Origin of the sequence: Prosthecobacter sp. (assembly GCF_044222565.1) — a bacterium.
Classification (GTDB): Bacteria; Verrucomicrobiota; Verrucomicrobiia; order Verrucomicrobiales; family Verrucomicrobiaceae; genus Prosthecobacter.
The window spans coordinates 227925-254048 of the sequence record NZ_JBGANA010000006.1 but is presented as its reverse complement, the minus strand read 5'-3'; the positions used below and the strand labels follow the sequence as shown (position 1 = coordinate 254048).

Here is a 26124-nt window from a genome sequence, read left to right as displayed (position 1 = left end):
GACTGCTACTTCTTCTTTTCCTTTTCTGGAAGTGCGGGGATGGGGGTGACGTCGATGGGGGTGTCCTGGCCGAGGAGGGTATTGCCAACGAAGATTTTGGCGCGGGCGATGACTTCGGGATGGCTGACGGAACTATGGCCACCGTCGGTGATGGGGACGAGGAGGGATGGGACGCCGGCTTGTTTGAGGGCGGCGTGGATGGCTTCGGCGTGGAGGTAGGAGACGCGTTTGTCCTCGGTGCCGTGGAAGGTGATGAAGGGGGGATCGTCACTGGTGACGTAGGTCACGGGGGAGGCGGCGAGGGCCTCCATGTGCTTTTCTTCATAGGTGCCGCCAAGGAGACCGGATACAGCGTCGTCTTTGGCGATGGGCTTGTCGTCTTTGTCGAACATGAGGGCCTGGGTGAAGTCCTGGGGGCCGCAGAGGTTGACGACGCATTGAACGCGGCTGCTAAAGGTGGTGCTGGGGCCGAGGTCGCCTTCGAGTTCTTTGACATCGCCACTGGTGCCGATGAGGGAGGAGAGGTGGCCGCCGGCGGAACTGCCCATGACGGCGATCTTGTCGGGGTCGAGATTGTATTCTTTGGCGTGTGCGCGGATCCAGCGGATGGCGGCTTTGCAGTCGTAGATCTGGGAGGGCCAGTGGGCTTCTTTGGTGAGGCGGTAGCCGACGGCGACGGAAGCGTAGTCGCCGGTGCGGGCGAACTGGATGGCGGCGGCGGCGTAGCCAAGGCGGTCGCCATTGACCCAGCCACCGCCATGGATGAGGGCGACGACGGGGAGGGGCTTGTCGGTATTGCGTTTCTTGGGGAGGTAGAGATCGACCTTCTGCTTGGGGTTGTCGTTGCCGGCGTAGGGCTGGTCGAGGTGGAGTTCGACCTGGTTTTTTTCGGCGGTGTTGAGGACGTTCTGTCTTTGGGCGGAGAGGTCTTGTGCGAGGACCGGGATGGCCGCGAGAAGGTGAAGAAGGAGGAGGTGTTTCATGGTGGGACGGAAACGTGGTAAGCGTGGTGTCAGACTAGCCGCCATTTTAGCGGCTGCTTTCATTTTAGAAACCTGGAGTGCCTCACAGGTCATCGAGCGGACTGGTGATTTCTCCGCGCATCGCTTTGGCCAGTTGGGTGTAGATTTCAGTCGTGCGCACATCCACGTGGCCGAGGAGAGTTTGAATGGAGCGGATGTCCACGCCGCGCAGGATCAGATGGGTGGCAAAGGAGTGGCGCAGGCTGTGAGCGGTGACACGCTTCATGATGGCTGCCATCTTGGAAGCCCGTGCGAGCTCGCGGGAAATGTTGATGTCATGCAGATGGTGCCGCCGATGGATGCCGCTGCGTGGATCGAGCGACGGACTGGGGGCTGGAAACATCCAGAACCATTCCCAGGATTCCGCCGCTGCAGGATGTTTCACCTCGAAGGCATGCGGCAGCGCCACGCCTTGCAACCCCTCCGCACGGTCCTGCCGGTGGATTTGCTCGATACGCGCCCGGTGCTCGCTGAGCGGCTGCTGCAGGGTCTTGGGCAGCGTGACCACGCGGTCTTTATCTCCCTTGCCAGAGCGCACGGTGAGCATGCCACCCCGGAGGTCCACGTCTTTGACGCGCAGTGCCAGCGCCTCCGCCACGCGCAATCCGCAGCCGTAAAGCAGCTTGCACACCAGTCCCGCGTCACCCCTTACTCCCTTGAGCAGTTCTCCTGCTTCCTCCTGGGTCAGCACCACGGGCATGCGTTTCGTGTGCTTGGCCCGCCTGGCATTGATGCCTTCCAGCTCGATGCCAAGCACCTGCTTGTAGAGAAACACCAGGGCATTGAGCGCCTGGTTTTGGGACACGGCTGCCAGGCCGCGATTGACCGCAAGATGGGTGAGGAAGGCCTCCACCTCAGCCGCTCCCATCTCTGCCGGGTGGCGTTTCCCATGCCAGAGCACAAAGCGCCGGTACCAGCCCACATAGCTCTCCTCCGTGCGGAGTGAGAAGTGTTTCAGGCGGAGGGTGTTCTTGAGCTGCTCTTCGAGTTTCATGTTCGTACTTTCATCTAGAATATGACGCGCATGCGCGTCATATTTAACAAAGGTGTTGCCTATGACGCTCTTTTGCGCCAAAAGCAACTCCCATGAACTCGCCTCACCGTTGGTACACGACAAATCTGTGCCCCATAACGTTGTTGACGTACTCGACAGAATTGTTTCTCATCAAGTAGTTCTCCCCAACCACACTGTCCGCAATCACCGATGAACCCTGAAGACCTTCCTCACATACCGATTCCTCGTCTGAAGGCCACGCTGTCGGCGGACAACCAACCTGATGCCATCGGGCATGTAGTGATGCAACCTGACTGGCCAGAGGTTCTGTGGTACCCTGAAAAGCTTGAAGGGATAGAGAGCAGTTCATATCCGACAGCAAATCTGAGAATCGAGGGAAGGTCTGATCCCATCCCGCTGTTTGCAGGGCGTTGGCATAACGGCGCAAAGCATCTCCATTTTCAGCTGCGTCCGCCAGAAGCAGAAACTCCATGAAGTTCAAAACCTTGGGCGTGCCGCCCGCAATAGACGATGAACCCTGAAGACCTTCCGACTGAACTGGACTTTGAAGCTTTGGATCTGCTTCTATCTGATTCAAAAATCGAAAAAGCCCTACAAGAGGCTCAACGTCCTCTGGAATTTCGGGATAAGGAAAACCTGCCGCTTGCCACCGGTCACGTAGATGATCCAAAGCTCGAAGCTGACCAGGGAGTTTTTCGGCCACAATCTCCCGAAACTTTGGTTGAAGGAGTGCCATACGAAGGAGTGATTCATTCACAACTTCATAAGGTTCACGTAACGATGACTTTTTATCAGAGACCGTGACGGAAGGGTCACTGGGTGTACCGTGTTGTGCAGAGGATTCCGCAGTAGCCGCGTCACATGGAGTCGGGGGAGAACAAGCCGCTGCACCGAACACGGCTTCGTGAACCTCCTCGGTTGCCTGTTGCAGCTTTGCAGCCCTCTCCTCTGGAGTGGTGTCTGCGCCGCCGTGTCGGTGAGCTGAGTCGTTAGACCTCATGTCACACGCTAAGAAAATCGTGCTGCATTGTCCGCGAGGTTATCAGCCCCGTGTTGATACTCTCGTCACGGAGTTCATGCGCGATGGAGTGGCGTTTGTTGGTGTCGTTGGCCATGACTGCGCGAGGATTGAGGACATCATTGACGAGCTTGTTGTGGGCGATGGCACACGCGAGCCGTATTCGCTGCTGACATCCAGTCATCCAGACGAGACCGTCGCCGATGCGGTCGAGTTTGCAGAGGCCCTCACCGGCCAGTATGCAGGAGAGATTCATGTTGTTGAGGTCTAACCATGCGCTGCAGCGAACCCGGCGGGGGCGTCGCGGTTGCAATCGTTGCGTCCCGTGGGCCGGGTCGCTGAGCTTGGGTCGTTCGCCTAATCCATGAAGAAGCTACTCCGAGTCCTCGCCTGGGTGATAGGAATGGGCCTCTTCATCGCTGTCTGCTTCTTTGGTTGGCTGATGTATGAATTTAACGAGAGTACGAAGACCGATTTTTGGAACACGGACTTGCCGCCAGACAGCGCAATGAAGGCTGTTCTGGCGCGAGACGGCATCCCCGAAGCAGTCACCCGGGTAGTTCGGGTTGGTGCATCTTCGCGCTTCAATGGTGACGGGGAAGATTTGACTATTTATTGCTTTGATCCGTCCATGCTGACCGAGATGAAGCGAGCTTTGGGCGGCGCGACAGGTTGGGAGGCTGGACTGCCCACAGACAGCGGTTGGAGATGGCAGATTCGAGATCATGCTCCAGCTGACCTGAAGATCGGGGACTCTCCAGACGCAAGTTCCTTCATCCATCTTCCGACCCCTGCGGGTAGCCTCAACTGGACTATTATAGACGTCCGTAGAGCAGCGAGTTACCAGATCAGAATACGCACATGACCAGGTGCTACTCACCACCAAAGCCGAACAAAACAGATGCAGGAAACGGCTCGTATGGCATCTGTCGGGTCATCGAGGCTTTCTGCTCGCTGTCGCCTGATCCGAGACGCTTTAGATAAAGAAAATGCCACGATACCTTTCATTCTTAACGGACCGCACTCTAGGCAACAACGGCTTCACAGGTCGCGTGTGTGGCGATGACATCCGTTTGGGGGATCGATTCACAGCGGAGTATCAAGTCGAATCGCGCATCAACGAGGACGAGGCGTGGTCAGAACTTTTCTACACCAATCCAATCGATCTGAAGGTGGTGAGGGTCGAAGCATACAATCGCGAGTTGCCAGAAATCGCTTCGGGTTACACCTGCCTGCTCGAATTCGAGGGAGATACGTCAAGCATTGCGCCTGGTGCATTGATCGGTGATGAGAATACCCGTGAGTGTCACAATGAAGGGCTGGAGCGATCACGACGCAAAAACCCAAAAAGCGATCAAGGTGGTGGTGGACAACCGGCTACCCGCTCAGAATCGAATTGACCCTCATGACTACAACCCTCAACCCTGTTGCAGAGTGACGCTCCCGGTAGCCGGTGCCACACCTCGACGTTAGGCCACTCGCCAAGATGAACCGCCCGGTTAAGCTCATCGGTCTGAGTATTGTTGTTGCGACGAGCGCTTGGGTCTGCCGAAGCGTTTGGATTCACCGGAACCCCTATTCCAGGGACGGCCTCCAAATGGAATGGAGCTACGGCGCCACTTCAACAGTTCCCAATCTGAAGATGTGGGCTGACTACCGCGGGCAGCGAATCGAGTGCCCGGTTTTTTTCGGCCAGATGACGGATCCCGAGCTGCAGTTTCGCGACTACGATGGCGACGGGCGACGCGACATCGTTTTCGAGAACGACCAATACAAACAGGTTGTCTCATTCATTCCCGCCCACGGAGATACCCCGCCGCAATTCAAAGTAATTCGGAACGACATCACATGGCCATGACAACGACAAAGGAACTCCAACCGTGGCCTAACCATGCGCTGCAGCGAACGGCTCCGCGTGTCACGGTAGCTGCTGACTCTGGCTTGGGCGTCTTCTTTCCGAGCCACCTTTATCCTACGTCCGTTGCCGTCGCTTTCGCTCCACCAGCGCAGCTACCGCGCCACGCTCCGCCGTCGCTGAGCTTGGGGTCGTTCGGCCAAGAAACGGAGTCCTGCGCCATGAATCACAGTTGCGATCTTCTCCCCGAGAAGTCACCCAACGCACTTATCGTTGGAGATTGGCGCAGAACGACCGCAGATATTCATGTCACACTGGTTTGGGGCTACGACACCACAGCTATTCTTGATGACTATTACGACTCTGAAGAGGCTACATTGCCAGCGGGTCACTTGATAGCCTTCTCCCAGATCACTGACGAGTCGCCAGATCATGTGCTCTGCGACATTGACGACCACAAGCGAGCCGAGCGCGAGTGTCTTGCTCCCGGTCGCGTTATGCGGCATCGACCGTGGTGCTTTTCCACACCGCTTCAGGCAGTGCTACTAGCGAGTGATTTCCACAGTTTTACAGTTTCAGCACGCCGCCCATCATGGGTTCGTCGTGCTTTGCGAGTCGTCCAATGAACCCGATCCACCATACACCCACCAAGGCCGAACAAAACGGATGCAGGCAACGGCTCGAAGGCTATCTGTCGTGTCAGCAACGTCTTACGCTCGCCGTCGCCTGATCCGAAACGTTCTCCGATAAAAGAGATGATCAACGACAACAATACAATCGAAGACATCCAAGGAGCTATCTACTGCCTCCAATCGGACATCCATGAGGACGATCCCGAGTTTCCCGTTATCGCGCAGTTTGCTACACTCATCGAACGGATCGAAGACAAATTGGCTCGGAACAGAAGCCCGATTCGGAAGAACTGGTTCACTGAAGCCCTCAACCATGCCCGGACGGCGCAACAACATTTCTCCGATTTGGACCGCGATGCAGCAGGCGAGTCGCTGAGGAATTGCTTAGACGGAATAACCGACGGCAATAAGGCTCATAGACGGAAGACTACCTTCATTGTAGCCCCAGACGGCACGACCACAGAGGCGCAATAGCAACCAACGGAGAACAAGTCGCTACATCCAACGGCGGGTAACGCTCCAGTTTGAATTCGGGCTTCCATCCCCGCCGTGGATGAGCTATACGTTCGCCCAAGAATCGAGTCCATCGCCATCCATGAAGCAGCTCGCTACTCTGATTGCCTTCACCTTTGCGATCATTGCCGGAGTGGCCAGAGCTGAGACTTGGCCTACTCTCCCTCAGTATGTTGATGATTGTGTCTTGATCGTGTTGTGCCGGACAGAACGATTCAAGGATGGCTTTCGCTACAAGATCGAAGAGACTTGGAAGGGAGTTTACAGTCCTGCCCTGTTTTATCACACCCCTGACGAGGGATACCTGTTTACAGGCTCGTGGCACGGGAACGAGAGCCAGAAGGAAGGAGTTCAGACCGTATTCTTCTTCACCGCCGGGAATCATCCTTCCTGGACGAAGGGGAAGTTACTCGACCACTCTACTTCTTTTCAGGTAGCAGACGGCAAAGTCATTTATGCTTCGACCGGGTTTCCGAAGGATTATACCCTCTCGGACTTTCGAAAGGCCATTTCAGAGCGTGTCCGGCAGAGCTTTGCAGATGAGTTAGAGAAGCGCGTCCAATCCAACAAATAGCCCATGAAGACACACCACGAACAAACAAGGGCGAACAAAACGGATGCAGGCAACGGCTCGAAGGCTATCTGTCGTGTCAGCAACGTCTTGCGCTCGCCGTCGCCTGATCCGAAGCGTTCGCCCAAATATACACGTCTCTCGTGAAGCGCCGTTCGTCAATTGAGCTACTGTGTTTGGCCCTTACGTTCGCAGTGGTGTTGACGCTAGGTGCCTACGGAGTGGACGCTTATCACCTGCGAATCTATGGCCGTGTTGTGGTGTCACGGACAACCGAAATTGGCACCATCTCTCTTCGCGAGCGTTGCTGCAGCGATCTCCTCCATTTCATTATTCTCGACCGCATCCTCCGTGACCGACTCTCCGAATACGAATATTGGATAGAGCTTCACCGAGACGGCCAGCTTATCTCGGTCAGCGATCACTTGAGCTGGGATAGCGCGAGCTACGACAATCCACGCATCGACGATGCTGACACATCGGGCGCAACCGTATCTTTGGACCCTCGTTCGCCTTATCCATCCGTTCACCATTTCGATTGGCTCCCAGCACATATGGCAGACCGTCCCCAGACTCGCAGACCATGACTCTTGACCGTCATTACCCAAGAACAAGGGCGAACAAAACGGATGCGGGCAAGGGCTCGGATGGCATCTGTCGTGTCAGAAACGTCTTGCGCTCGCCGTCGCGTGATCCGAGACGTTAGGCCATCCCAATGCGCCTTGCAGTTGCATACACAATTCTTTCGTGCGCTCTGTTATGTGCTCGGTCAGGATACGATATTGCAAGCACCTGGGCTGTCGCGTTGGGTGGTGCAGCAAGCAGTCTTGCGCTTGCTGCTTCATGCTACGGCAGCCTCCACTATTACGACCTCGAAGGAACACCACATTTCTGTTCTGAGACAGTGGGCATCGGTCTTACGGCTCTATTCATCTGGGCATCTACTGGACTAGCGATTATTGCCCGTCGCAAAAAGCCTCAACTATGCTTCTTCATCATCATTGCATTATGGATCGTCGGAGCAGTTTTCAACACATGGTGCTTTGCGATCCGCTCGCTTTGAACAGTCATCTTCCCGACCACTACTTCAGCCGCATGACCAAGACTTGCCGAGCAGCACTCACCACCAGAGCCGAAAAAAGCAGATGCCGGCGGCGGCTCGAAGGCTATCTGTCGTGTCATCGACGCTTCCCACTTGGCGTCGCCTGATCCGAGTCGCCCAAGAAACGAAACCCATCGCCATGAATGCAAGATCGTTGATTCGAATGTTCCTCGCGTTGGCCCTATCGCTACACGGTGCAGTTGTGTTCGGGGGCGATGGACCAGCAAATGATAAGGAGGCAGTAGCATCCTTTCAACGCCTTTGGAGGGAGTCGCTCGCCAAGAAGATGGAATCGAGCCCATACTTCAAACTCCTGAGTCACCTTCATAATGAGCCGGGTCGCGTTTTTGCGAGATTGCAGACATCGGCTTATAGCTTGCAGCGAGTGTCTGGTTCGCTGTCAGCGGGTGAGATGAAGCAGTTGATCGTGTTTGGCACTCTCGATGACCTAAAGCCAGAGAGGCAGCTATGGGCAGTTATCAATCCAGGCGGAGGACCGGGTTTTGAAGCTTACCTAGATGCCAAGGATGGTCACTTGATCTTTATGTGGGTTGTTCCCGAAGGGTGAACTTGAACTCAAGACACCAGACTCCGAATCCACCAAAAAATGAGGGCGAACAAAACGGATGCAGGCAACGGCTCGAAGGCTATTTGTCGCGTCAGCAACTTCTTGCGCTCGCCGTCGCCTGACCCGAAACGCCTTACCCCAACACCCAATGCCACTCGACCAGCCATTAGTGGATGCAGCGATTCGACAGGCATTGGACCGTTTTCCGACAGGCTATGCAGGTGCAGCGGCCGTGAGGACTGATGCTGGGCGGATTATCACCAGCGTGGCTTTTGATCCACCGAACTCATGCGCGAGCCTGTGCCACGAGGCGGGTGCCTACTGCGAGGCGAATCGGATTGGAGCCCGAGTGGTTGCGTCTGTTTGCGTGTCCCGAGAGACACCGGGTGGGACCTTCATCATCCTGGCACCGTGCGGCATCTGCCAAGAGCGTTTGGCTCTATGGGGGCCGGATGTCGAGGTTGCGGTAGCCGTGCTGGGCCGGCCAGGTGAGTGGGAGTGCCGGACTTTGGCAGAGCTACGCCCCCATGATTGGTTACGGGCTGTGTCCGATGCGGAACAGTCGCCCATTCTGCGATGACCCCACCATCACCAACAACCCAGGCGAACAAAACGGATGCAGGCAGGGGGCTCGTATGGCATCTGTCGTGTCATCGATTCTTCCCCCTCGCCGTCGCCTGATCCGAGGCGTTAGCTTTTAGCTTTTAGTCTTTTGTGAAAACAACAAAATCACTCCTGAGTCTACTTGCATCCTGCGCGATGCTTTCCGCCGAAGACTCTGTCAGTTTTAGCGGAAAATCATACAAGAGCGACGCTCCGGACGGACGCTTTTCGGTCCAAGCACACCAGGAGAAGGGATGGCGCAAATTTGATGTGGAGATCATTGAACTCGGTCCGAACAAGACGGTTCTGACCTTTGACCCGGAAGCCCGATATATCGGAGCGGTTTGGAGTGCCGACAGCAAGCTCGTCGCCATTGAACAGAACAGGACCACGCATGACAGCGCAGTTTCGGTGTTTTCGATAGGCAAGGAGGCGGCCAAGCGGGTCCTTTTACCCAAAGACTGCAACTATGAAGATGAAAGCGCTGCCGTATTTGAATCTTCCACCCGGCAGCACGCCAAGGTCGCTGATTCTCAAAGTTTCCACATGACCATTGCAGCATTTCAGATCGAGAAGTGGATCGATTCCGATACGCTGGTCCTTTGCGCTTCCGGAAGGGGATGGTGGGGAGGAGATGTGGCGGGAGACAAGGACCGGCGTTTCATGGCGGACTACAAGCTGACCCTGCACTTCGCTGCGGACGGCACGTCGTCCCTGCAAAAAATTGCGCTGAACAAATACGACGAACTTTAGCCAAGCCAGAGCCGCGTTTATTCGCAGGTCTGCGGGGAGGATCGTGATCAATAAACTAAAACCGATAACGGCTAACCAAGCGCTGCAGCGAACGGCTCTGGCTGTCACGCTGGTTGCTCTGCCGCCTTCGCCCGCGCAGCCATCGCGCCAGCCTCCGCCGTCGCTGAGCCTGGGGGCGGCAGGCTTTGCTACGCGTTCTCTGTGAAACTGGAAACTACAGACTGCATCAGCTTGGAACCGCTCACTGCCGCACATGCATCGGAGCTTTTTCCCGTGCTCTCCCACGCGGCAATCTACACTTACATCGCAGACCAGCCGCCAGTTTCCGTTTCGGCCCTTGCAGAACGTTACCGCCGCCTCGAATCTCGTTCTTCGCCGGACGGTTCCCAGCGATGGCTCAACTGGGTCGTACGACGCAACGTGAGCCAGGAGTGCGTTGGCTACGTTCAGGCTACGGTTCACGCAGCGGGCACAGCCGACTTTGCTTTCGTGCTGGCTCCTCCATTTTGGGGTCTTGGTTTAGCTCACGAGGCTTCTATCGTCGCGCTGTCGTCTCTCTTTACCGAATTTGGCGTGTCGTCAGTCTTCGCCACCGTGGACAGACGCAACCTCCGCTCATCCGCATTACTTCTTCGCCTGGGTTTTCAGCAGGTTCCCTCCGCTTCTTACCCACACGGAACGACAGAAGACTCAGACGATGTTTTCCGACTCACCCACAACGCCTAACAAAGCGGATGCAGGCAGGAGGCTCGAAGGTTATCTGTTGTGTCAGCAACGTCTTGCGCTCGCCGTCGCCTGATCGGAAGCGTTAGGCGGCAGCGCGCACCACACAAAAAGCCAACAAGCCATGACAACATCACAAAAGAGCAAGCTGGTGAAGACCAACACCATGCTTTGGATGGCAGCGATAGGGCTGCCAGCAGTTCTGCACTTCGCATGCGCCTCCTCCAAGTTTCCGTGGCCGGTGATTCTGCCTTTGTTGCTCGTTGGACCGATGCTGGCCTCCAACCGTATGCTGACCAAAGCCATTGGGGACACCACAGATGATGCCTCCTAATCATGCACTGCAGCAAGCTGCTCTGCGCGTCAGGCGGCGTTCACGTTTCTCATGCTCGAGCACCTAAAAAACCTGTCGGTAGCAGAGCGCCCCAAAATGGTGGCGTAGTTTCCGTGGGGTGCGCCCTACTTCAGGGCAAGGCGTTCGCTTCGGCGGTTTCCTGGCTTGCTGCTCCCATTCTCCGGGTGTGCCGTGTCGCTCTGGTATCGCCAGCACGGCGCAGGCAGGACTGGAATTATGAACCACTCATCGGACACTCATAGAACACTGGTGTCAGAGGCCGGAAAGGATCAGGGATGCTGAAAAGGGCCTGGTCTTTGAGGGGAATTGATTCGGGAGATCTGGAGAGCGCCGAACTCCAGAAAGGAGATGTGAAGAGAAGTCTTCGGCGTTGGTGGGATGGGAGTGGAGGAGATTTTGTGCCTTCATTTTTGAAGGTCCGGAGAGGCAGAGAGAAGCTTGTTGGAAGCGGGTCAGGTCGTTGAGGGATTTGCGGTGGTGATGAACCACTCGACGGTGGCGGAAAGGGTGTGAGCACCGGATTCGTCATGGAGTTCCACGGTGATGCTGACGATGGCGCGGCTTTTGGCGGCAAGGTCGGCACGGAGCTGGTCGAGGACTTCGGGCGGGGTGGTGACGGTGGAGATGAGGGGGCCGTTGGCGGGTTTGCGGAATTTGGATTCGAGGCGGCGGACGACGGGGATGACGCCGGAGTCGGGGCCGAAGGCGCGGAGGAGGAATTCGCCGGACGAGGCTTCGGCGAGAGCGAGCTGGGCGCTGGCGTGGACGGTGCCGAGGTGGTTCAGGTATTGAGGGCCGGCGGGGAGGCGGAGGAGGTGTGCAGGATCAGAGGATGGGGCGGGTTCGAGGCCGAGGAAGGTGTTGAAGGGGAGGGAGGTGACGCTGTGGGTCATGGGGGAAGGGGAGGGCGATGGTTTGCGGTTGTTTGCCGCTTTTTTTCAGGGACTGAAAGGGGCGGGTGGCCGGAAGAGGGAAAAGAGGAAGAGAAAGACGGGGGATTTTGATTGGCCGCAAAGAGACGCAGAAAACGCAAAAAATGGGAGATGGGTGCGGAGGATTGCGGGTGGCTCGATTTTGCTGCAGAGCACCTGAATTCAAGTGCGGCTCGATTGTGGAATGGGGAGTGCTTCCTTCGTTGCCAGATAGACCGGAATTTTTAACCACTTATCGGACACTTATAAAACACTAATATCTGAAGCCAGAATCGATCGGAGATTTTGAATTTACTGAAGCTCCTAAGTGAAGTTAATCCGGACGGGCTTCAGACCAACTCTCAAAAATCTTTTCACATTGTCCGGACGGTGGAGAGGCCCCGGGGGCTGCGTTGGCCGCCTGCCTGTGGTCCAGTCCGAGGTTTCGTGGACCAATGGCTGTGCATGATGCACCGCACTTCGTTGTCCACCTCCAGAGTATTTGCCGCCTCCACGATTGCGCAGCGGCATCAGGGCCGAATCACAGCTACTCCAGCAAGCCCCGCGCAATGATCGCATCCACCGGATTGTGATCATCCGTGAAAACCACCTCCGACCTCGGCACCGTTCCCGCGCGGATATGTGTGCGCAGGAGCCGCTCCTGCCATGACCCGGGCGTCACATACCGGTCCACGATCAGGGGGCGCAGATTGTCGCGCGAGCAGAAGAGGATGATGTTCTGCGTCGCCTGCGGCCGGTAGTCCACGCCAAAAGCCTCCACGGACGTAAACACCTTCCGCAGCGTGCTCAGCATGCCGCCTGCGAGTTCGGACCGCGGTCCGTTCACCGCGGCGATGATGTTCATGACGTAAACTCCATGCGGCTCCAGGTGATCGGCCACCAGCTGAAAAAACTCCTGCGTGGCCAGGTGTGAGGGGATGGCATGCCTGCCGTTGTATGCGTCTCCAAAAATGAGGTCCCATTTGCGGTCTCCCGCCATGCGCAGAAACCGCCGCGCATCATCCGCATGGGCATTCACCCGTGGGTGCTCGTCCAGCCTGAAGTACTTCCGCCCCACTTCGATCACCTGCGGATCGATCTCCACCACATCCACCTTCGCCTTGGGAAAATCGCGCGATACATTCTCGGGCATGCCAAAGGCCCCCGCACCGATGAACAGCGCGCTCTTCACCTCCGCTGGCTCCCGCAGCAGCGCCAGCTTCCAGTATTCCTGGTACGGCATGATCAGCTCTCCCGTGTCCGGGTTCATGCCGCCTTCCTGCGTGGAGTCCAGCGCCAGCAGCCGTTGTTTGTGCGGCGAGGTCCCTTCCTCATAAACACTGATGTGATGATACACCGACTCCCGCTCATGGATGACCCCGGTGAGCGCCGGTTTCTCAGATGTTCCGCCGATGACTCCCGCGATCAGCCCGGCGATCAGCACCTGCACATGCGGCTTGGAAGGATTGCGCGCCAGGATGAAGGACGCCACCGCCAGCAGCAGCAGCACCGCTCCCGTCCCCACAAAAATGCCCCGCACACCGAAAGTGGAGAGCAGGAAAAAGCCGGACACAAATGTCCCGAGGAAGCTGCCCAGAGAGCCCAGCATGCTGATCGTCCCCGCCGCCACGCCCACATGCGTGTCCTTTTGCGTCAGGCTGTAAAAGCGCACCGAGGCCGGCGAGACCGCCCCCAGCAGCACCCCGGGCAGCGCAAACAGCACCAGGGAAATCATGAGCGGCCCGCTGATCACCCCGTACTCGCTCAGTTTCACGCTGCTGATCATGTGCACCGCGGGAATGAAAAGCGTCAGCACCGCCGCACCGGCCAGCAGCCAGCCGATCAGGTCAAGCGCCGGCCGCCGGTCCGCCAGCCTTCCCCCCAGATAGCCGCCCACGCTGAAGGCGATCAGGATCACCCCGATCAGCGCGGTGGAGGTGTAGATCGTGTTGCCAAAATTCGGCGCCAGCAGCCTGAAGGCGCTGATTTCCACCACCATCATGGCCGCCCCGGCAAAGAAGCATACCAGTCCCAGAAACAGGCGTGTTTTTCGTGCGGAGCCGTCTTCTTCCACAGCGGGTGTGGCGGGTGTCTTGAGTGCAGGTTTGGACATGGGTCGGGCGCGGTTGGCGTTCAGTCGTTGTAAAACACGAGGCTCATGATCTTCCACCCCGCGGGTGTTTTGATGAGCGTGAAACAATCGGTGCCCAGGGTCACATCGGCCCCCTTCGTGAGCTTCCACCGCACGCTGGCCTGCGCCGTGCGTTCATCGCGGAGGATCTTCATGTCCGTCGGCACCTCCTTCATCGGCACCGTCGTGGTGGCATGGCTCAGCTTCTGCCCGTGGAGGAAATCCGTCAGCCCCTGGCTCAGCGGCGTACCCTGGTGCACAAACACGACCCGCGCCTGCTCATGAAAGCACGCCCCATAGCCGTCCATGTCCTTCGCCGACCACGTGGAAAAGTAACGCGTCAGAAACTCCCGCACATCTGCATCGCCTGCATTCGCAGCGCCTTCCTGCGGACCACAGCCCGCCAGCAGCAGCAGAAGTGAAAAGGCCAGTGCCAGCTGTTGAAGGACGAATCTCATCGGTTTCAAACGCATGCCTGCTTCGTCATTCGTCATTCAGATTTCGTCAATGGCGCATGGCCGCCCTATTCCTGCACAAACGTCTCTTCCGGCACTCCGATCACGCTCAGCACCCGGTTCAAATCTTCCACGCCGTAGTAGTCGATCTCGATCCGGCCCTTCTTCTCGCCGTGATTGATGCTCACGTTCGTCGTCAGGTGCTGGATCAGCTTCTGCTCCACCGCCTTGATGGCGCGCATCAGGTCCGTCTCGGTCGGCTTTGGCGGCGGAGGTGGCGGCGGGTGCAGGATGGCATCGACCGCTTTTTCCGTCGCACGCACCGTCAGGCTTTTCGCCACGATCTGCAGCGCCAGCCGCTCCTGCTCCTCATGCTTCTTGAGCATCAGCAGCACCTTCGCATGCCCGGTGGAGATCTTGCTCGCCACCAGCATGTCGCGGATGCCGCCTGGCAGTTCCAGCAGGCGCATCGTGTTGGCCACCGTCGCACGGTTCTTGCCCACACGCTGCGCGATGTCCTCCTGCCGCATTTGGAAATCTTTGGCCAGGCGCGAGTACGCCTGCGCCTCTTCAATGGGGTTCAGCCCTTCGCGCTGCAGGTTTTCGATCAGCGCCATCTCCAGGACGTCCTTGTCGCTGGCTTCCCGCACGATGACCGGGACCTCCTTCAGGCCCAGTTCACGCGAGGCACGGAAACGCCGCTCACCCGCGATCAGCTCCAGCTTCCCGTTCACCCGGCGGACGATCAGGGGCTGGATGATCCCATGCTCGCGGATGGACTCCATGAGCTCGGTGAGCATTTCCGGCTGGAATTCTTTGCGCGGCTGCAGCGGGCTGGGCACGATCTGGTCCAGCGTCACCCGGTTCACCACATCTCCGGGAGCCGGCTGCGCCAGTGCAGGCAGACGCGCCACCCCCGACACCGCAGGAGATGCCGAGATGAGTGCGCCGAGTCCTTTGCCGAGAGCCGCTTTTGCCATAGGGAGGGCGAGACTAGGGAGCACTCGGGACCTTGCAATCCAGAATCGCGGCGAAAGTGAGTCCGCCGCATCGAATGCTTTACCAAAGTCAAATATCGTTCCATCTGGTGGTCATGAAAAGCATGACAGGATTCGGCCGTGGAGAAGCCCAGCGCTCAGGGGTGACCTGGAGCGTCGAGTGCAGCTCCGTGAACCGCAAGCAGCTCGAAGTGGCCTTGAACCTCCCGCGCGAACTTTCCGAGCTGGAAAATGCCGTCCGCGCCGATGTCTCCGCCGCCGTCTCCCGAGGCCGCGTCAACGTCGCCGTCCGTAAAGAATCCGCCGCGGCGGCTTCCGACACCATCCGTGTCGACCAGCTCCTCGCAGAGCAGTATTTTCACGCCATGCACGCTCTGGCGCTGAAGCTGGACATTCCTGCAGACATCGCCCTCACCGACATCACCCGCCTCCCCGGCGTCCTCTCCCAGGCCCAGGCCGAGATCGCCACGGAAGACGCCTGGCCCCCCATCCAGGAGGCCCTCGCCGCCGCGCTCAAGCAGCTCAACACGATGCGCTCAGCCGAAGGCGCGAGCTTGCGCAAAGACATCGAAACCCGCCTCGCCCTCATCGTATCTCTGCTGGACTCCATCCGCGCCAAAGCTGCCACCGTCCCCGAGCACCAGCGCAAAGTCCTGCGCCAGCGTCTGGAGGAAGCCGGTCTGCCTCTGCCGATGGACGATGAGCGCCTCGTCAAAGAGATCGCCCTCTTCGCCGACCGCACAGACATCTCAGAAGAGCTCACCCGCGCCGCCAGTCACGTGCAGCAGTTCCGCGCCTACCTCGACGCCGGCGCCCCCGCCGGCCGCAGCCTCGACTTCCTCCTCCAGGAATTCTTCCGCGAGTTCAACACCATGGGCTCCAAGTGCAACAACGCCGAAATCGCCCACCACGTCGTCACCGCCAAAACCGAACTCGAAAAAATCCGCGAACAAGTGCAGAATGCAGAATAGGCCCCGGCCGCTCCATCCATGCGCATTCTGAGCCTGATCATTTCCCTCACGTCTATCATCGGCCTTGTATCCGCCGAAGAAACCGCTGACATCCGCATTTCCTCGGGACAAAATTATTCACAGCAAGGCACCGTGACCATCAAACGCGGTGGCAAACCGGCTCAAGGGGTTCGCATTCAATTAGATATACACTCGTCACGACGGCATGATGAATTTCTCACCCGTGCCGATGGAAGTGCCTTGGTCTCGCTCAAGGGTGCTCACTTCGAGCACGCCGTCGTCAGATTGGACTCCAAAAATGCTATTCACTACAACGTCCGTGGAATTGGTCTGCCATTTCCCCTGTTGATCGAGCTCCCCGAATTTGAAGATCGTAAGGAGGCGTCGCTCCCCAGCGAAGTCACGCTGATTGATAATCGAAAGCTTCTAATCATGCCTCCTTTGGTCACTCCCCAATTAGGGGCATACGCTCCCCTAGGTTGGAAATTTGGGGCACCGTTGGTGGGTACCGTAAAGCTACCAGCCCACGAAGGCATCCAAGGCATCGGCATTACTCTGCCAAACTGGTCTGTATCAATAGGCAACATCTCACCATTCAAAAATCTCAGAGTGGAACTCACCAACAAACTGGCTGATCAGCCATCAAAGTGACCGAGCATGCCAGGTGTTGCGATGCCTGAGCTAGTGAAATAGTTCAGAAAACACGCACCGCTCTCTCCCCCCACCAAAATCAGCCTCTGATCCCACTTCCGGGTATCCCGCGTATTCCGTAGGCAATCAATCCGGCCCTCCGCCATTCAAGCTCCATCTCACCCTCCGCCTCAGCATCCAGCATCCAGCATCCAGCATCCAGCATCTAGCTCGCCCCCGGCTTCGGCAGCCCCTTCTCCACCGATTTCGGCACCTCCTCCTCCACCTTCGGCTTGTCCTTCCCATCCTCCGGCAGCCACGCCTCCGGCGCACCCGCCTTCTCCATCACCTCCCGCAGCGTCACGCGCGCGCCATCACGCAGCTTGCTCTCCTCGGCAGCCGCCATGAAGGCGTAAATCTCCAGCGTCTGCTTCGGCGAGACCGGCGGCTGCTTCGTCTGAAAAAACTTCACGATCTCCCGCAGCATCGGCGTGTAGTCCCCGTCCGTTTTCTGCTCCGTGATCTGCTTGTCGCCAAATCGGATCACCTTGTACCCCATCGCTCCTTCATGGATGGCCTCCAGCGTGCCCATGCGCCCTCCCGCCCAAAGTCCCGTCACCACCGAGGCGGAGGCCGTCGTCGTGCGAGCCACAGACACACACCCCGTCCCCATCACGGTAAAAAGCGCCTCGGTCGGATGGATGCCGTAGAAAAACAAATCCGGATGGTGTGGCAGCACGTGCGCCGGGCCATAGGAGATGGCACTGCGCGCCGGAGTCTGCTCCGCATTGGCCACTTCCAGCACCCCGGGGTACCAGCGCACCGCGGAGGCGCTGAAGACCGGCACCTGCGCCGCACCCGCCAGCTTGTAAATCTCCACGACGTCCTTCAGGGACGCCGCCACCGGCTTGTCCATGAACACTGGTTTCCCCGCGGCGATGATCTCCTTCATCTGCCCCAAGCGCGGGCGCCCTTCCAGGCTCAGCAGCAGCACCGCGTCCACATCCTTGCACGCCTCCGCCACAGTTCCCACGATCCTCACGCCAAACTTGTCCCGCACCGTCGCGGTAAAGCCCTCGATCCTCGTCTTGCTCTCCTCGATGTCCGGACTGCCGCCGGGAAAGGCCGCCACCACGCGTGCCCCGGGGATGTGGTTCGGGTTCGCCGGGTCATTCAGCCGCAGCGTGAACTGCTCTGAATGCGACGTGTCCAGGCCGATGATGCCAATGCGAAGGTCGTCTGCCATGAGGGGGGGGCTGAGCAGCGCCGCCACACATCCCGTGCACAGGATGAATAGATCACGGAGACGGCGGGTCGGTCGCATGGGGTAAAATGCAGGCTCGGCTGTGAAAGCGCAACTGCTGAGTCGCTTGACCGCCCCGTTAGCCCCGCTACGCTCACCCCCATGGAAACCGTCAGAATTGGCATCGTTGGGCTTGGAAACATGGGCAAGGCACACCTTGCAAACATTCGTGCAGGCAAGATCCCCGGCCTGCGCGTCACCGCTCTGTGTGAGAGCGTCGGCACCCTGCCGAACCTCATCGAAGGCGAAAAAGCGTTCACCGACGTCAACGCCATGATCCGCAGCGGTCACATCGACGCCATCCTGATCTGCACCCCGCACTTCAGCCACACCACCATCGGCATCGCCGCCCTCCAGGCCGGCCTCCACGTCCTCGTGGAAAAGCCCATCTCCGTCCACAAGGCCGACTGCGAGCGCCTCATCGCCGCCCACACCGACAAGAGCAAGATCTTTGCCGCCATGTTCAACATGCGCACCAACGCCTGCTTCAAGAAGGTCAAGGACCTCATCGACAGCGGCGAGATCGGCGCCGTGCGCCGCGTCCACTGGGAAGTTACCAACTGGTTCCGGACCAATTACTACTACGCCACCGGCGGCTGGCGCGGCACCTGGAAAGGTGAGGGCGGCGGAGTGCTCATGAACCAGTGCCCGCACAATCTGGACCTCTTCCAGTGGCTCTTCGGCATGCCGCAGAAAGTGCGCGGATTCTGCCAGTTCGGCCGCTTCCACGAGATCGAAGTCGAGGACGACGTCACCGCCATCCTCCAGTATGACAACGGCACCAGCGCCACCTTTGTCACCAGCACCGGCGAAGCCCCTGGCATCAACAAGCTCGAAATCTCCGCCGAGCAGGGCCGTCTCACCGTCACCGACGGCACCCGCATCCACTTCCAGCGCAACCGCCAGCCGATGAGCAAGTTCTGCATGGAGGCCGAAGCCGCCTTCGCCATGCCCGAAAGCTGGCACATGGACATCCACGTCGATCAAGCCGGCGGCCAGCACATCGAGATCCTGCAAAACTTCACCAACGCCATCCTCAAAGGGGAAAAACTTCTCTCCCCGGCCGAAGAGGGCATCCGCAGCGTCGAGCTCGCCAACGCCATCCTCCTTTCCACCTGGCAGGACAAGACCATTGAGCTCCCCATGTCCTCCGCCGACTACGAGCGCATCCTCATCGAGAAAGGCGAGAAATCCACCTTCCAGAAAACCAAGGTCGTGGCCAAGGCCACCGCCGACGATTTCGCGAAGAGCTTCCGCTAAATCGGTCGCTCACAGAAACTCAGAAAAACGCCGCCCGGGAAACCGCGCGGCGTTTTTTCATGGTCAGCCATTCGTTCTCGCCCTTGTCCGACTGTTCTTCATCCCCGTTTTTTGCGGCCACCTCTCTCTGCCACGAACGCATCTCCCGCCCACCTCACCGCAATCGCGGCACACTCATTGCTTTGAAACCTTTGAATAGATGCTATCGTACAAGCATCTGACACATCACATGCTCACCCGCCTCACAGCCCTGATCCTCACCCTTTGCATCGGCCTGCCGATGTGCTGGTGCTGCGTCACGGCGCCGCAGCAGGCGGAGGTGGCGGGATGCTGTGCCATGAAGAAGCATGCGTCCTCGGGTCACTCGAAGGATCATTCCCAGGAGCCGAACTGCCCCTGTGCCAGGCACGAAAGTTCTCGTGATGTCGCGTCCACTTTTGTCAGTGCTCCTCCTCCCAGCCTGAAGCTGCTGGTGGATCTCGCCTGGACCTTTGCCGCACCGGTCGTCCAGTCTCCGACCCTTTCTGAAATTCACGCTTCCCGTCACGATCACGGGCCGCCCCTGCACGCACCGCCGCTCTACGCGCGGCATTGCGCCCTGCTTATTTGAAGCCACGCCCACGCGTCTGGAAGCCAGACGCTCCGGGCAGCGATTCCTTTTCTCCAGCGGCCCCTGCTGCGCCGCTACCCAGACAGCCTGCCCGGCCGTCTGGCCTCACCGCCAGTTCACACGCCACATCGATGGCACACCCGGCACGCCCATGCCTGCGCTGCGTGTCGGAATCCCAAGCGGGCAAAGCAATAGCAAAAACAATACAACACATCCAAACACTATGAAATCCATCCTCACCCTCATCGCCGCAGCCTCCGTCGCCGCCTTCGCCGTCAACGCCTCCGCCGCAGAAAAGTGCGCCAACTGCGCAGCCTGCTGCAAGGCCGAGACCAAGACCTGCACCAAGGACTGCTGCAAAGGCAAGTAAGCCTCCCTTTGCAGGCAACGCCGCCACCCGGTTCCGGGTGGCGGCTTTTTTTTGGCCCATTCCACCGGCACAGCCTTTCACCAGCAAGCGCTGATGCAGCGCGGTATTCCGCTAACGCTGCGGCACCGCTTCGGAATTGGAATGCCGAGCTGCATCACCGCAGGTCGCAGGCTGTGAGTCTTTTTCTGGAAGCGAGTGCCATGGGGGGGCTTTTTTCCACAATCACTCTCCCTCACTCATCCGCCTGCAGCTTGTTAAACACAAAGGCTGCCGCGCCTCCACCCGCGATGCAGAACACCCAGTACGCCCACAGCTGTCCACCGTTGAGCAGGTTCATCCCCACCGCCGCCGTGGCCACCACCGGATTGAAAGCCGCCCCGGAAAGACTTCCCACGGCGCATGCTCCGGCCATCACCGTCCCGCCGATCGCCGCTCCGTAGAAACTGTTGTTCGCATTCGCCTTCGTCGTGGCCACGTTCAGCACCACCCAGGCCAGCACAAAAGTGCCCAGGATCTCGGCCATGATGAGCTTGCCGAGATCCAGCTCCGCCGGTGCCAGGGCCTTCCCCCGCATCCAGCACACCACCACCGCCGCCAGCACCGCTCCCACCAGCTGGCAGAGAATGTAGGGCACCACATCTTTGGCATCGCATTTGCCCCGCAGCCACACCGCCACCGTCACCGCTGGATTGAAGTGCCCGCCCGAGAGATGCCCGCAGGCATAAACCAAGGCCGCAAGGACCAGGCCAATGCCTAGCGGCGCCAGAGGATGACCGCCGATCACGGCATGACCCATGGTGTAAACGAGGAAAAAAGTCCCGATCAGTTCAGCAATGTATTTCTTCATGGCCCTGCCATCTGATGAAATACGCGGACTTTTGGCAAGAAAATCCCTCGTAATCATCTCAGCCTCATGGCCAAACCCACTATTGGGAAGCCGCTTCCTTCAGCGCCTTGATCGACGGCGCCCCCTTCAGCTTCGCGAGCTCCGAGGCCAGAATTTCAGCCCTTCGCGCCGCCTCCACCCGGTCCCTGGCCTTGGCCTGCACCACGGCCAGTTGAGCCGTCCGGAGCTTTTGGGCCACATCAGAGCCTGGATTTCGATCGGCTCCAGCCGCCTTCCAGTCCTCGGCAAAGGAGTTCACCATCCGTGCCAGTTCGCTGTCATTCTGCGCCAGCTTCTCCATCACTTCCAGGATCTCATCCGCGGTCGCCTCCACTTTCACGCCCGCACTGCCGCCACTGCGGGACGAGGGCCAGAAAAGCAGCGCCATAAATCCCACGACCACCACCGCCACGACCCCGATCATCAGCATGAGCTGCTGCTGCTGCGTCATCGGCGCCGCAGGCTTTTTGGCAGGTGCCGCGGGCTTCGCTTTCTGAGCTGCTACCGCCGGCTTGTTCGGGCCTGCAGCCGCGGCTTTCTTGCCGCCCAGTCCGATGCCCAGATCAATCGCCATGGGATTGCCTCCGCTCTCTCCACCCTCCGCGGCCTGCTTCATCGCCACATTGATGTGCGCACGAAACTCGCCCGCGTCCTGATACCGCTTGTCCGGATCTGGGTCGATCGCTCTCGCGATGATGCTGTCCCAGCGCGTTGAAACCTTGGTAAACTCCGTCACCGACTTCCGCGGTTCCTGCGGTACCGTTCCTGTCAGCATCTCATACAGCACCACCCCGGCGGCGTAGATGTCCACGCGGTGGTCCACCACGCTGCCGCCACGGATTTCCGGTGCGGCGTAGTCCGGCGTGCCAAAGGGGTTTTCCTCCTCCGCTTCGCCCGTGTTCGGCCTTGCCAGTCCAAAGTCCGCCACCTTCACATGGTCCGCATCATTCACCATGATGTTCCCGGGCTTGATGTCCCGGTGAATGATCTGGTGCTCATGCGCAAAGGTCAGCGCCTCGCACAGCTGCATCGCCAGGTTCGTCGCCTTCCGCAGAGAAAGGCTTCCTTTGTGAATGAGATCATGCAGCGACTTCCCCTCGATCCATTCCATCACCAGATACAAATGTCCGCCTGCCGTGATGCCAAAGTCATACACGCCCACAATGTTCGTATGGTTCAGCTTCGCCATCGCCCGAGCCTCCACTTTGAAGCGGTCGGCAAATTCCTTTTCGGTTCCAAACTCCGGCGGCAGGATCTTCACCGCCACGCGCCGGTCCAGGCTCTCCTGATACGCTTTGTACACCGCACCCATTCCGCCGCATGCCGCCAGTTTCTCGAAGGTAAACTGCGGCAGGTAGGCGTTCATCGCCTCAATGCTCGGGACGTCAAAGGACGGTTGTTCGCTGGAAAGGGGTGCTTCGGCCATGCCCCCTAATACCGTCCCTTTCCTTGTGCCGCGAGAAAAAACCTTAGCGAAGCATCTTGAAATCAGACGCTTACCGCACCGGTGGCGCCGCCATGTCCGGCACAGCTCCGGCGTTCCCCGCAGGAGCGGCGGCGGTCTCTTTCAATGCCTTGAGCGAAGGGGCAGCCTTGAGTTTTGCCAGCACGGCCGCCACCGCCTCTGCGCGCTTCGCGGCTTCCTCCTTGCCCGCGGCCCTGAGTCCGCTCGCCTTCTGCAGGACCAGGTCACACTGCGCCGCGCGCATCTTATGTGCGGCATCCTTCGCCTGTGCTTCGATCGCATCCACCTGCACCTGATATGTCTTGCGCAGGTTTTTCAGCACCGGCGGCCATGCTGCGTCCAGTGCGTCCACTGGTTCATGATTCGCCACGTGGGAGATCTCGCTGAGAATGAAATCACGCTGTTCCGGCGTCGTGCCGCCAAGCCCCCGCTGCAGCGCTGGAATGTACTTCCCTTCCAGCTCCTTCAGCTCCGGCTCCGTATCGATCTCGTCATTGGCCGCCCATTCACTGCCGAAGTCATTCACCAGCTTTGCCAGCTCAGGATCCCTCTCCTCCAGACGCAATATCGCTTCTGCGGGTGTTTCTGGCGGTGGCGGAGTGGCAGGCACTGGCATCACCACCACCTCGGGCGCTGGTGTGGCCTTCATCGCAGGAGCTGTGGTCGCCGCGGTCGCCGGCTCATTCCCTGGTACGGTGGCCGGCGCTGTCGCATTCGCAGGTGCATTTGCTGGCACAGGCGCTGTCGCCGGGGGGGCGGCCGTCATGGTTTTGGCAGGTGCCTCAGGTGGGGGCGGCGGCTTCGTCTCAGGCTCAGGCGTTGGCGGCACCACAACCACCACTTCCGGCTTCTTTTCAGGCTCTTTCTTCTTCTTAGGCTTCGGCTGCTTTTCTGGCACCTCCGCTTCCTGGCCGGCGGTCAGCTGCTCCTTATTCGCAGCTTTTTCTGGAGCCGGCTCAGGCGCCCCCCGGAACATCCCGCTTAGCACCAAGCCTGTGACGAGCACAGCCGCACCCACCAGCACGAGATGCAGCGGCTTCACCCCGGCTCTTGCCTCTGGGGCATCCTCCACCACAGCCACCACGCTCACCGCCTGTGCGGACTGGTTGATCAGCATCGCGATGTGCGCACGAAACTCCCCCACCTCCTGAAAACGCTGGCCCGTGTCCGGATGAGTCGCCTTGTTGATCAGTTCATCCCACCGGGTGGACAACGGCGCAAACTCCGTCACGGATCTCCGCGGCTGCTGCGGCACGCGGCCCGTCAGCATCTCATAAAGCACCACCCCCGCCGCAAAGATGTCCGCACGCTGGTCCACCGCCCCTCTGCCCAGAATCTCCGGTGCTGCATAATCCGGCGTGCCAAAGGGGTTCTCCTCCGCCTCCCCGGTGATGGGGCGGGCCAGGCCAAAGTCCGCCACCTTCACCTGCTCATCCTCATTGATCATGATGTTCCCAGGCTTGATGTCCCGGTGCAAAATCTTGTGCTGATGTGCAAACGCCAGGGCATCACACAGCTGCATCGCCAGGTTCGCCGCCTTCCTCACCGGCACGCTGCCCTTCTGGATCATCGTGTGCAGCGTCTGCCCCTCCACCCATTCCATCACCAGATAGAGGTGCCCTTCCTTCGTGAGGCCAAAGTCATACACCGCCACGATGTGCGTGTGGTTGAGCTTCGCCATCGCGCGCGCTTCACTCTTGAAGCGCTCCGCGAAGTCCGCCTGCATGCCAAACTCCGGCGGCAGAATCTTGATCGCCACCGGCCGGTCCAGGCTCTCCTGCTTCGCTTTGTAAACAGCACCCATGCCGCCATACGCCGCCAGCTTCTCAAACGCGTACTGCGGCAGCAACGCAGCCATCTCTTCCACGCTTGGAACGTCGAACGGCGGCTGCTGCTGGGGGGAGGACTCCTGGGTCATGGGAAAAAGCGGCGGACTGTGACAGATACGTGCCTCAACGGCGAGTAAAATCAGCCTTACCGAGCCGCTCATCCACCAGCAGCCATCCAGCATGCGCGGCGCAAAAAGAGACTTCGCACGAAAAGCGTCGGCCCATTATGCCCCAGTCTGATACTTTTATCCCTCACTCAAATGCGCGAGCTGTTTTGGCGCAGATCATGCATAGGGAAAAAAACAGCGCCAAAATCCCCCCCGGTGCACGCCCGTCGCATATCCCTCACCCCCCGCACTTATGCCTCACTCACCTGTCTCTGAAGAGAAGCTCGTCGGCTTCCCCGCCCGCTGCGTATCGCTGCGTCAGAAGCTCCGCGTCTCCAAGCCCGAACTGGCCCACTGGCTCGGCGTCGGCCGTGGCTACGTCAACGTCATGGAAAAGGGCCGCCAGGCTCCTTCCTGGCCCGTGTTTCAACTCATCGAAAAACTCGAAGCTGCCGCCAATCTCAAACAGCTCGCCATGCACATGCCTCAGCCAGACACCACTCCCGCCTCGACCGCATTGGCAGGCCTTCCGCCCTCGGCCATCGAAGCCCTGGACCGCCTCGTTCAGCCAGAACCGGCACCGGCACCGGCTGCGGAACCAGATGCCACACCACCACCCGCCCTGTCCCTCGAAAAGCCCCTCATGCGCGAAAAAACCGCCTTCGCCCTCCGCGTTGCTTCCCTCCGCGAGAAAATGGGAGTCACCCGTCCAAAACTCGCCCAGCGCCTCGGAGTCTCCCGCCAGTACGTCACCAAGATCGAAAACGGCGCCCACGCCTCCCTCCCCGTCATCAAGCTCATCGAAAAACTTGAGGCCGAAGTCCTCGGCAGCGCCGAAGTCGCCGCCCCGGCCGCAGACACTGCCACCACCCCCGAGCCCGCCGTCCAGGCAGCCGCTGCGGCGCAGGAAGCCCACGCCGCTCCCTCACCGCAACAACCGCACCTTCACTCCATCCCGGTTGCCCCCGCCTCCGGAATGCCCCGCATCAGCGCACTTCCAGTCCTCACCATTCCTGCCGCGCGCGAACTTACAGCGCCGGGCCTCGCCGCGTTCTCTGCCATTGAGCACTTCGCCTTCAGCGTCACCGATCCCGATGCCTTCGCCATGCGCCTCGCCGGAGACGCCATGCTCCCCCAGCATCACGATGGCGAGCTCGCCATCCTCTATCCCAACAGCACCCCTCACACCGGCAACCGTGTCATCGCCCGCCTTAGCGATTCCCTCGGCGGCGATGTGCTTTTCCGCATCTACAGCACCGCGGATCACGGCCACTCCATCGTTCTCTCCAGCCTCAATCCCCTCTACCCACCCGTCACTCTCAGCCCGGACGAAATCGCCTGGATCTACCCCGTCGCCACCACCGTCCGTCAGATGCTCATTTAACTTTCCACCGTTCATCCATTCCGACCTGTCTGGATTCCGTCGCAAAAATCTCTGCCTCTCTGCCCCTCTGGGGCAAAACTGAAC

General features: G+C 59.3%; 28 protein-coding genes. 17 read left to right on the top strand and 11 right to left on the bottom strand.

Annotated elements, in window-relative coordinates; translation table 11 throughout:
- Positions 1–5 precede the first annotated feature (5 nt).
- The 3 genes from ACILSR_RS11165 to ACILSR_RS11155 form a co-directional block, all read right to left on the bottom strand.
- The gene (locus ACILSR_RS11165) at positions 6–983 is read right to left on the bottom strand and encodes an alpha/beta hydrolase fold domain-containing protein (RefSeq protein ID WP_395749848.1); all 978 of its coding nucleotides are present in this window, start codon (positions 981–983) and stop codon (positions 6–8) included.
- Positions 984–1065: 82 nt separating this feature from the next.
- Positions 1066–2016: an integron integrase gene (locus ACILSR_RS11160; protein WP_395749847.1), complete on the bottom strand. Its 951-nt coding sequence runs from the start codon at positions 2014–2016 to the stop codon at positions 1066–1068.
- Between the two features lie 103 nt (positions 2017–2119).
- Positions 2120–2773 carry a hypothetical protein gene (locus tag ACILSR_RS11155; protein WP_395749846.1) on the bottom strand — a complete coding sequence of 218 codons (654 nt, stop codon included), beginning with the start codon at positions 2771–2773 and terminating at the stop codon, positions 2120–2122.
- Positions 2774–3035: 262 nt separating this feature from the next.
- On the opposite strand from ACILSR_RS11155, the gene ACILSR_RS11150 reads away from it, so the two are divergent.
- From ACILSR_RS11150 to ACILSR_RS11100, 11 genes are all read left to right on the top strand, one after another.
- Positions 3036–3326 (top strand): hypothetical protein, encoded by a 291-nt coding sequence (locus ACILSR_RS11150; protein ID WP_395749845.1) that lies wholly within the window; start codon positions 3036–3038, stop codon positions 3324–3326.
- 93 nt (positions 3327–3419) lie between these two features.
- Positions 3420–3920, top strand: coding sequence for a hypothetical protein (locus tag ACILSR_RS11145; RefSeq protein ID WP_395749844.1), 501 nt, complete (start codon positions 3420–3422; stop codon positions 3918–3920).
- A 124-nt stretch (positions 3921–4044) separates the two neighbouring features.
- Entirely contained in the window at positions 4045–4455 is a 411-nt protein-coding gene (locus ACILSR_RS11140) for a hypothetical protein (protein WP_395749843.1), read from the top strand.
- Positions 4456–4541: 86 nt separating this feature from the next.
- The gene (locus tag ACILSR_RS11135) at positions 4542–4913 is read left to right on the top strand and encodes a hypothetical protein (protein ID WP_395749842.1); all 372 of its coding nucleotides are present in this window, start codon (positions 4542–4544) and stop codon (positions 4911–4913) included.
- Between the two features lie 752 nt (positions 4914–5665).
- Positions 5666–6016: a hypothetical protein gene (locus tag ACILSR_RS11130; protein WP_395749841.1), complete on the top strand. Its 351-nt coding sequence runs from the start codon at positions 5666–5668 to the stop codon at positions 6014–6016.
- Positions 6017–6137: 121 nt separating this feature from the next.
- Positions 6138–6629 carry a hypothetical protein gene (locus ACILSR_RS11125; RefSeq protein WP_395749840.1) on the top strand — a complete coding sequence of 164 codons (492 nt, stop codon included), beginning with the start codon at positions 6138–6140 and terminating at the stop codon, positions 6627–6629.
- A gap of 1238 nt (positions 6630–7867) precedes the next feature.
- A complete protein-coding gene (locus ACILSR_RS11120; RefSeq protein ID WP_395749839.1) occupies positions 7868–8296 on the top strand; it encodes a hypothetical protein in 429 nt (142 codons plus the stop codon).
- A 58-nt stretch (positions 8297–8354) separates the two neighbouring features.
- Positions 8355–8876 carry a cytidine deaminase gene (locus ACILSR_RS11115; protein ID WP_395749838.1) on the top strand — a complete coding sequence of 174 codons (522 nt, stop codon included), beginning with the start codon at positions 8355–8357 and terminating at the stop codon, positions 8874–8876.
- Between the two features lie 179 nt (positions 8877–9055).
- Positions 9056–9652 carry a hypothetical protein gene (locus tag ACILSR_RS11110; RefSeq protein ID WP_395749837.1) on the top strand — a complete coding sequence of 199 codons (597 nt, stop codon included), beginning with the start codon at positions 9056–9058 and terminating at the stop codon, positions 9650–9652.
- Positions 9653–9853: 201 nt separating this feature from the next.
- The gene (locus ACILSR_RS11105; RefSeq protein ID WP_395749836.1) at positions 9854–10378 is read left to right on the top strand and encodes a GNAT family N-acetyltransferase; all 525 of its coding nucleotides are present in this window, start codon (positions 9854–9856) and stop codon (positions 10376–10378) included.
- A 121-nt stretch (positions 10379–10499) separates the two neighbouring features.
- Positions 10500–10709, top strand: coding sequence for a hypothetical protein (locus tag ACILSR_RS11100; RefSeq protein ID WP_395749835.1), 210 nt, complete (start codon positions 10500–10502; stop codon positions 10707–10709).
- Positions 10710–11182: 473 nt separating this feature from the next.
- Here ACILSR_RS11100 and ACILSR_RS11095 read toward each other — a convergent pair whose 3' ends face one another.
- From ACILSR_RS11095 to ACILSR_RS11080, 4 genes are all read right to left on the bottom strand, one after another.
- A complete protein-coding gene (locus tag ACILSR_RS11095) occupies positions 11183–11623 on the bottom strand; it encodes a PaaI family thioesterase (protein WP_395749834.1) in 441 nt (146 codons plus the stop codon).
- 565 nt (positions 11624–12188) lie between these two features.
- The gene (locus ACILSR_RS11090; protein WP_395749833.1) at positions 12189–13754 is read right to left on the bottom strand and encodes a fused MFS/spermidine synthase; all 1566 of its coding nucleotides are present in this window, start codon (positions 13752–13754) and stop codon (positions 12189–12191) included.
- Positions 13755–13774: 20 nt separating this feature from the next.
- Entirely contained in the window at positions 13775–14230 is a 456-nt protein-coding gene (locus tag ACILSR_RS11085) for a nuclear transport factor 2 family protein (protein ID WP_395749832.1), read from the bottom strand.
- 65 nt (positions 14231–14295) lie between these two features.
- The gene (locus tag ACILSR_RS11080; RefSeq protein WP_395749831.1) at positions 14296–15207 is read right to left on the bottom strand and encodes a ParB/RepB/Spo0J family partition protein; all 912 of its coding nucleotides are present in this window, start codon (positions 15205–15207) and stop codon (positions 14296–14298) included.
- A gap of 113 nt (positions 15208–15320) precedes the next feature.
- Between ACILSR_RS11080 and ACILSR_RS11075 the strand changes: the two genes are divergently transcribed.
- Complete coding sequence (locus ACILSR_RS11075) at positions 15321–16196, top strand: YicC/YloC family endoribonuclease (RefSeq protein WP_395749830.1); 876 nt, start codon at positions 15321–15323, stop codon at positions 16194–16196.
- Positions 16197–16214: 18 nt separating this feature from the next.
- Entirely contained in the window at positions 16215–16847 is a 633-nt protein-coding gene (locus tag ACILSR_RS11070; protein WP_395749829.1) for a hypothetical protein, read from the top strand.
- A 205-nt stretch (positions 16848–17052) separates the two neighbouring features.
- On the opposite strand, the gene ACILSR_RS11065 is transcribed toward ACILSR_RS11070, so the two are convergent.
- A complete protein-coding gene (locus tag ACILSR_RS11065) occupies positions 17053–18072 on the bottom strand; it encodes a Gfo/Idh/MocA family protein (RefSeq protein ID WP_395749828.1) in 1020 nt (339 codons plus the stop codon).
- A 159-nt stretch (positions 18073–18231) separates the two neighbouring features.
- Here ACILSR_RS11065 and ACILSR_RS11060 point away from each other — a divergent pair, with 159 nt between their 5' ends.
- From ACILSR_RS11060 to ACILSR_RS11050, 3 genes are all read left to right on the top strand, one after another.
- Positions 18232–19389 carry a Gfo/Idh/MocA family protein gene (locus tag ACILSR_RS11060; protein ID WP_395749827.1) on the top strand — a complete coding sequence of 386 codons (1158 nt, stop codon included), beginning with the start codon at positions 18232–18234 and terminating at the stop codon, positions 19387–19389.
- 229 nt (positions 19390–19618) lie between these two features.
- Entirely contained in the window at positions 19619–19999 is a 381-nt protein-coding gene (locus tag ACILSR_RS11055; protein WP_395749826.1) for a hypothetical protein, read from the top strand.
- A 223-nt stretch (positions 20000–20222) separates the two neighbouring features.
- Positions 20223–20369: a hypothetical protein gene (locus ACILSR_RS11050; RefSeq protein WP_395749825.1), complete on the top strand. Its 147-nt coding sequence runs from the start codon at positions 20223–20225 to the stop codon at positions 20367–20369.
- A 232-nt stretch (positions 20370–20601) separates the two neighbouring features.
- On the opposite strand, the gene ACILSR_RS11045 is transcribed toward ACILSR_RS11050, so the two are convergent.
- The 3 genes from ACILSR_RS11045 to ACILSR_RS11035 form a co-directional block, all read right to left on the bottom strand.
- Positions 20602–21216 (bottom strand): MIP/aquaporin family protein, encoded by a 615-nt coding sequence (locus ACILSR_RS11045; RefSeq protein ID WP_395749824.1) that lies wholly within the window; start codon positions 21214–21216, stop codon positions 20602–20604.
- A 79-nt stretch (positions 21217–21295) separates the two neighbouring features.
- A complete protein-coding gene (locus ACILSR_RS11040; RefSeq protein ID WP_395749823.1) occupies positions 21296–22681 on the bottom strand; it encodes a serine/threonine-protein kinase in 1386 nt (461 codons plus the stop codon).
- A 70-nt stretch (positions 22682–22751) separates the two neighbouring features.
- On the bottom strand, positions 22752–24638 hold the full coding sequence (locus ACILSR_RS11035; RefSeq protein WP_395749822.1) for a serine/threonine-protein kinase: 1887 nt from the start codon (positions 24636–24638) through the stop codon (positions 22752–22754).
- A 271-nt stretch (positions 24639–24909) separates the two neighbouring features.
- Between ACILSR_RS11035 and ACILSR_RS11030 the strand changes: the two genes are divergently transcribed.
- Entirely contained in the window at positions 24910–26040 is a 1131-nt protein-coding gene (locus ACILSR_RS11030) for a helix-turn-helix domain-containing protein (RefSeq protein ID WP_395749821.1), read from the top strand.
- Positions 26041–26124: the final 84 nt, after the last annotated feature.

Coding starts and splice junctions, on each gene's coding strand:
- ACILSR_RS11165 (WP_395749848.1), bottom strand. CDS start 983: ATGAAACACCTCCTCCTTCTTCACCTTCTCGCGGCCATCCCGGTCCTC.
- ACILSR_RS11160 (WP_395749847.1), bottom strand. CDS start 2,016: ATGAAACTCGAAGAGCAGCTCAAGAACACCCTCCGCCTGAAACACTTC.
- ACILSR_RS11155 (WP_395749846.1), bottom strand. CDS start 2,773: ATGGCACTCCTTCAACCAAAGTTTCGGGAGATTGTGGCCGAAAAACTC.
- ACILSR_RS11150 (WP_395749845.1), top strand. CDS start 3,036: ATGTCACACGCTAAGAAAATCGTGCTGCATTGTCCGCGAGGTTATCAG.
- ACILSR_RS11145 (WP_395749844.1), top strand. CDS start 3,420: ATGAAGAAGCTACTCCGAGTCCTCGCCTGGGTGATAGGAATGGGCCTC.
- ACILSR_RS11140 (WP_395749843.1), top strand. CDS start 4,045: ATGCCACGATACCTTTCATTCTTAACGGACCGCACTCTAGGCAACAAC.
- ACILSR_RS11135 (WP_395749842.1), top strand. CDS start 4,542: ATGAACCGCCCGGTTAAGCTCATCGGTCTGAGTATTGTTGTTGCGACG.
- ACILSR_RS11130 (WP_395749841.1), top strand. CDS start 5,666: ATGATCAACGACAACAATACAATCGAAGACATCCAAGGAGCTATCTAC.
- ACILSR_RS11125 (WP_395749840.1), top strand. CDS start 6,138: ATGAAGCAGCTCGCTACTCTGATTGCCTTCACCTTTGCGATCATTGCC.
- ACILSR_RS11120 (WP_395749839.1), top strand. CDS start 7,868: ATGAATGCAAGATCGTTGATTCGAATGTTCCTCGCGTTGGCCCTATCG.
- ACILSR_RS11115 (WP_395749838.1), top strand. CDS start 8,355: ATGCAGGCAACGGCTCGAAGGCTATTTGTCGCGTCAGCAACTTCTTGC.
- ACILSR_RS11110 (WP_395749837.1), top strand. CDS start 9,056: ATGCTTTCCGCCGAAGACTCTGTCAGTTTTAGCGGAAAATCATACAAG.
- ACILSR_RS11100 (WP_395749835.1), top strand. CDS start 10,500: ATGACAACATCACAAAAGAGCAAGCTGGTGAAGACCAACACCATGCTT.
- ACILSR_RS11095 (WP_395749834.1), bottom strand. CDS start 11,623: ATGACCCACAGCGTCACCTCCCTCCCCTTCAACACCTTCCTCGGCCTC.
- ACILSR_RS11090 (WP_395749833.1), bottom strand. CDS start 13,754: ATGTCCAAACCTGCACTCAAGACACCCGCCACACCCGCTGTGGAAGAA.
- ACILSR_RS11085 (WP_395749832.1), bottom strand. CDS start 14,230: ATGAGATTCGTCCTTCAACAGCTGGCACTGGCCTTTTCACTTCTGCTG.
- ACILSR_RS11080 (WP_395749831.1), bottom strand. CDS start 15,207: ATGGCAAAAGCGGCTCTCGGCAAAGGACTCGGCGCACTCATCTCGGCA.
- ACILSR_RS11075 (WP_395749830.1), top strand. CDS start 15,321: ATGAAAAGCATGACAGGATTCGGCCGTGGAGAAGCCCAGCGCTCAGGG.
- ACILSR_RS11070 (WP_395749829.1), top strand. CDS start 16,215: ATGCGCATTCTGAGCCTGATCATTTCCCTCACGTCTATCATCGGCCTT.
- ACILSR_RS11065 (WP_395749828.1), bottom strand. CDS start 18,072: ATGGCAGACGACCTTCGCATTGGCATCATCGGCCTGGACACGTCGCAT.
- ACILSR_RS11060 (WP_395749827.1), top strand. CDS start 18,232: ATGGAAACCGTCAGAATTGGCATCGTTGGGCTTGGAAACATGGGCAAG.
- ACILSR_RS11055 (WP_395749826.1), top strand. CDS start 19,619: ATGCTCACCCGCCTCACAGCCCTGATCCTCACCCTTTGCATCGGCCTG.
- ACILSR_RS11050 (WP_395749825.1), top strand. CDS start 20,223: ATGAAATCCATCCTCACCCTCATCGCCGCAGCCTCCGTCGCCGCCTTC.
- ACILSR_RS11045 (WP_395749824.1), bottom strand. CDS start 21,216: ATGAAGAAATACATTGCTGAACTGATCGGGACTTTTTTCCTCGTTTAC.
- ACILSR_RS11040 (WP_395749823.1), bottom strand. CDS start 22,681: ATGGCCGAAGCACCCCTTTCCAGCGAACAACCGTCCTTTGACGTCCCG.
- ACILSR_RS11035 (WP_395749822.1), bottom strand. CDS start 24,638: ATGACCCAGGAGTCCTCCCCCCAGCAGCAGCCGCCGTTCGACGTTCCA.
- ACILSR_RS11030 (WP_395749821.1), top strand. CDS start 24,910: ATGCCTCACTCACCTGTCTCTGAAGAGAAGCTCGTCGGCTTCCCCGCC.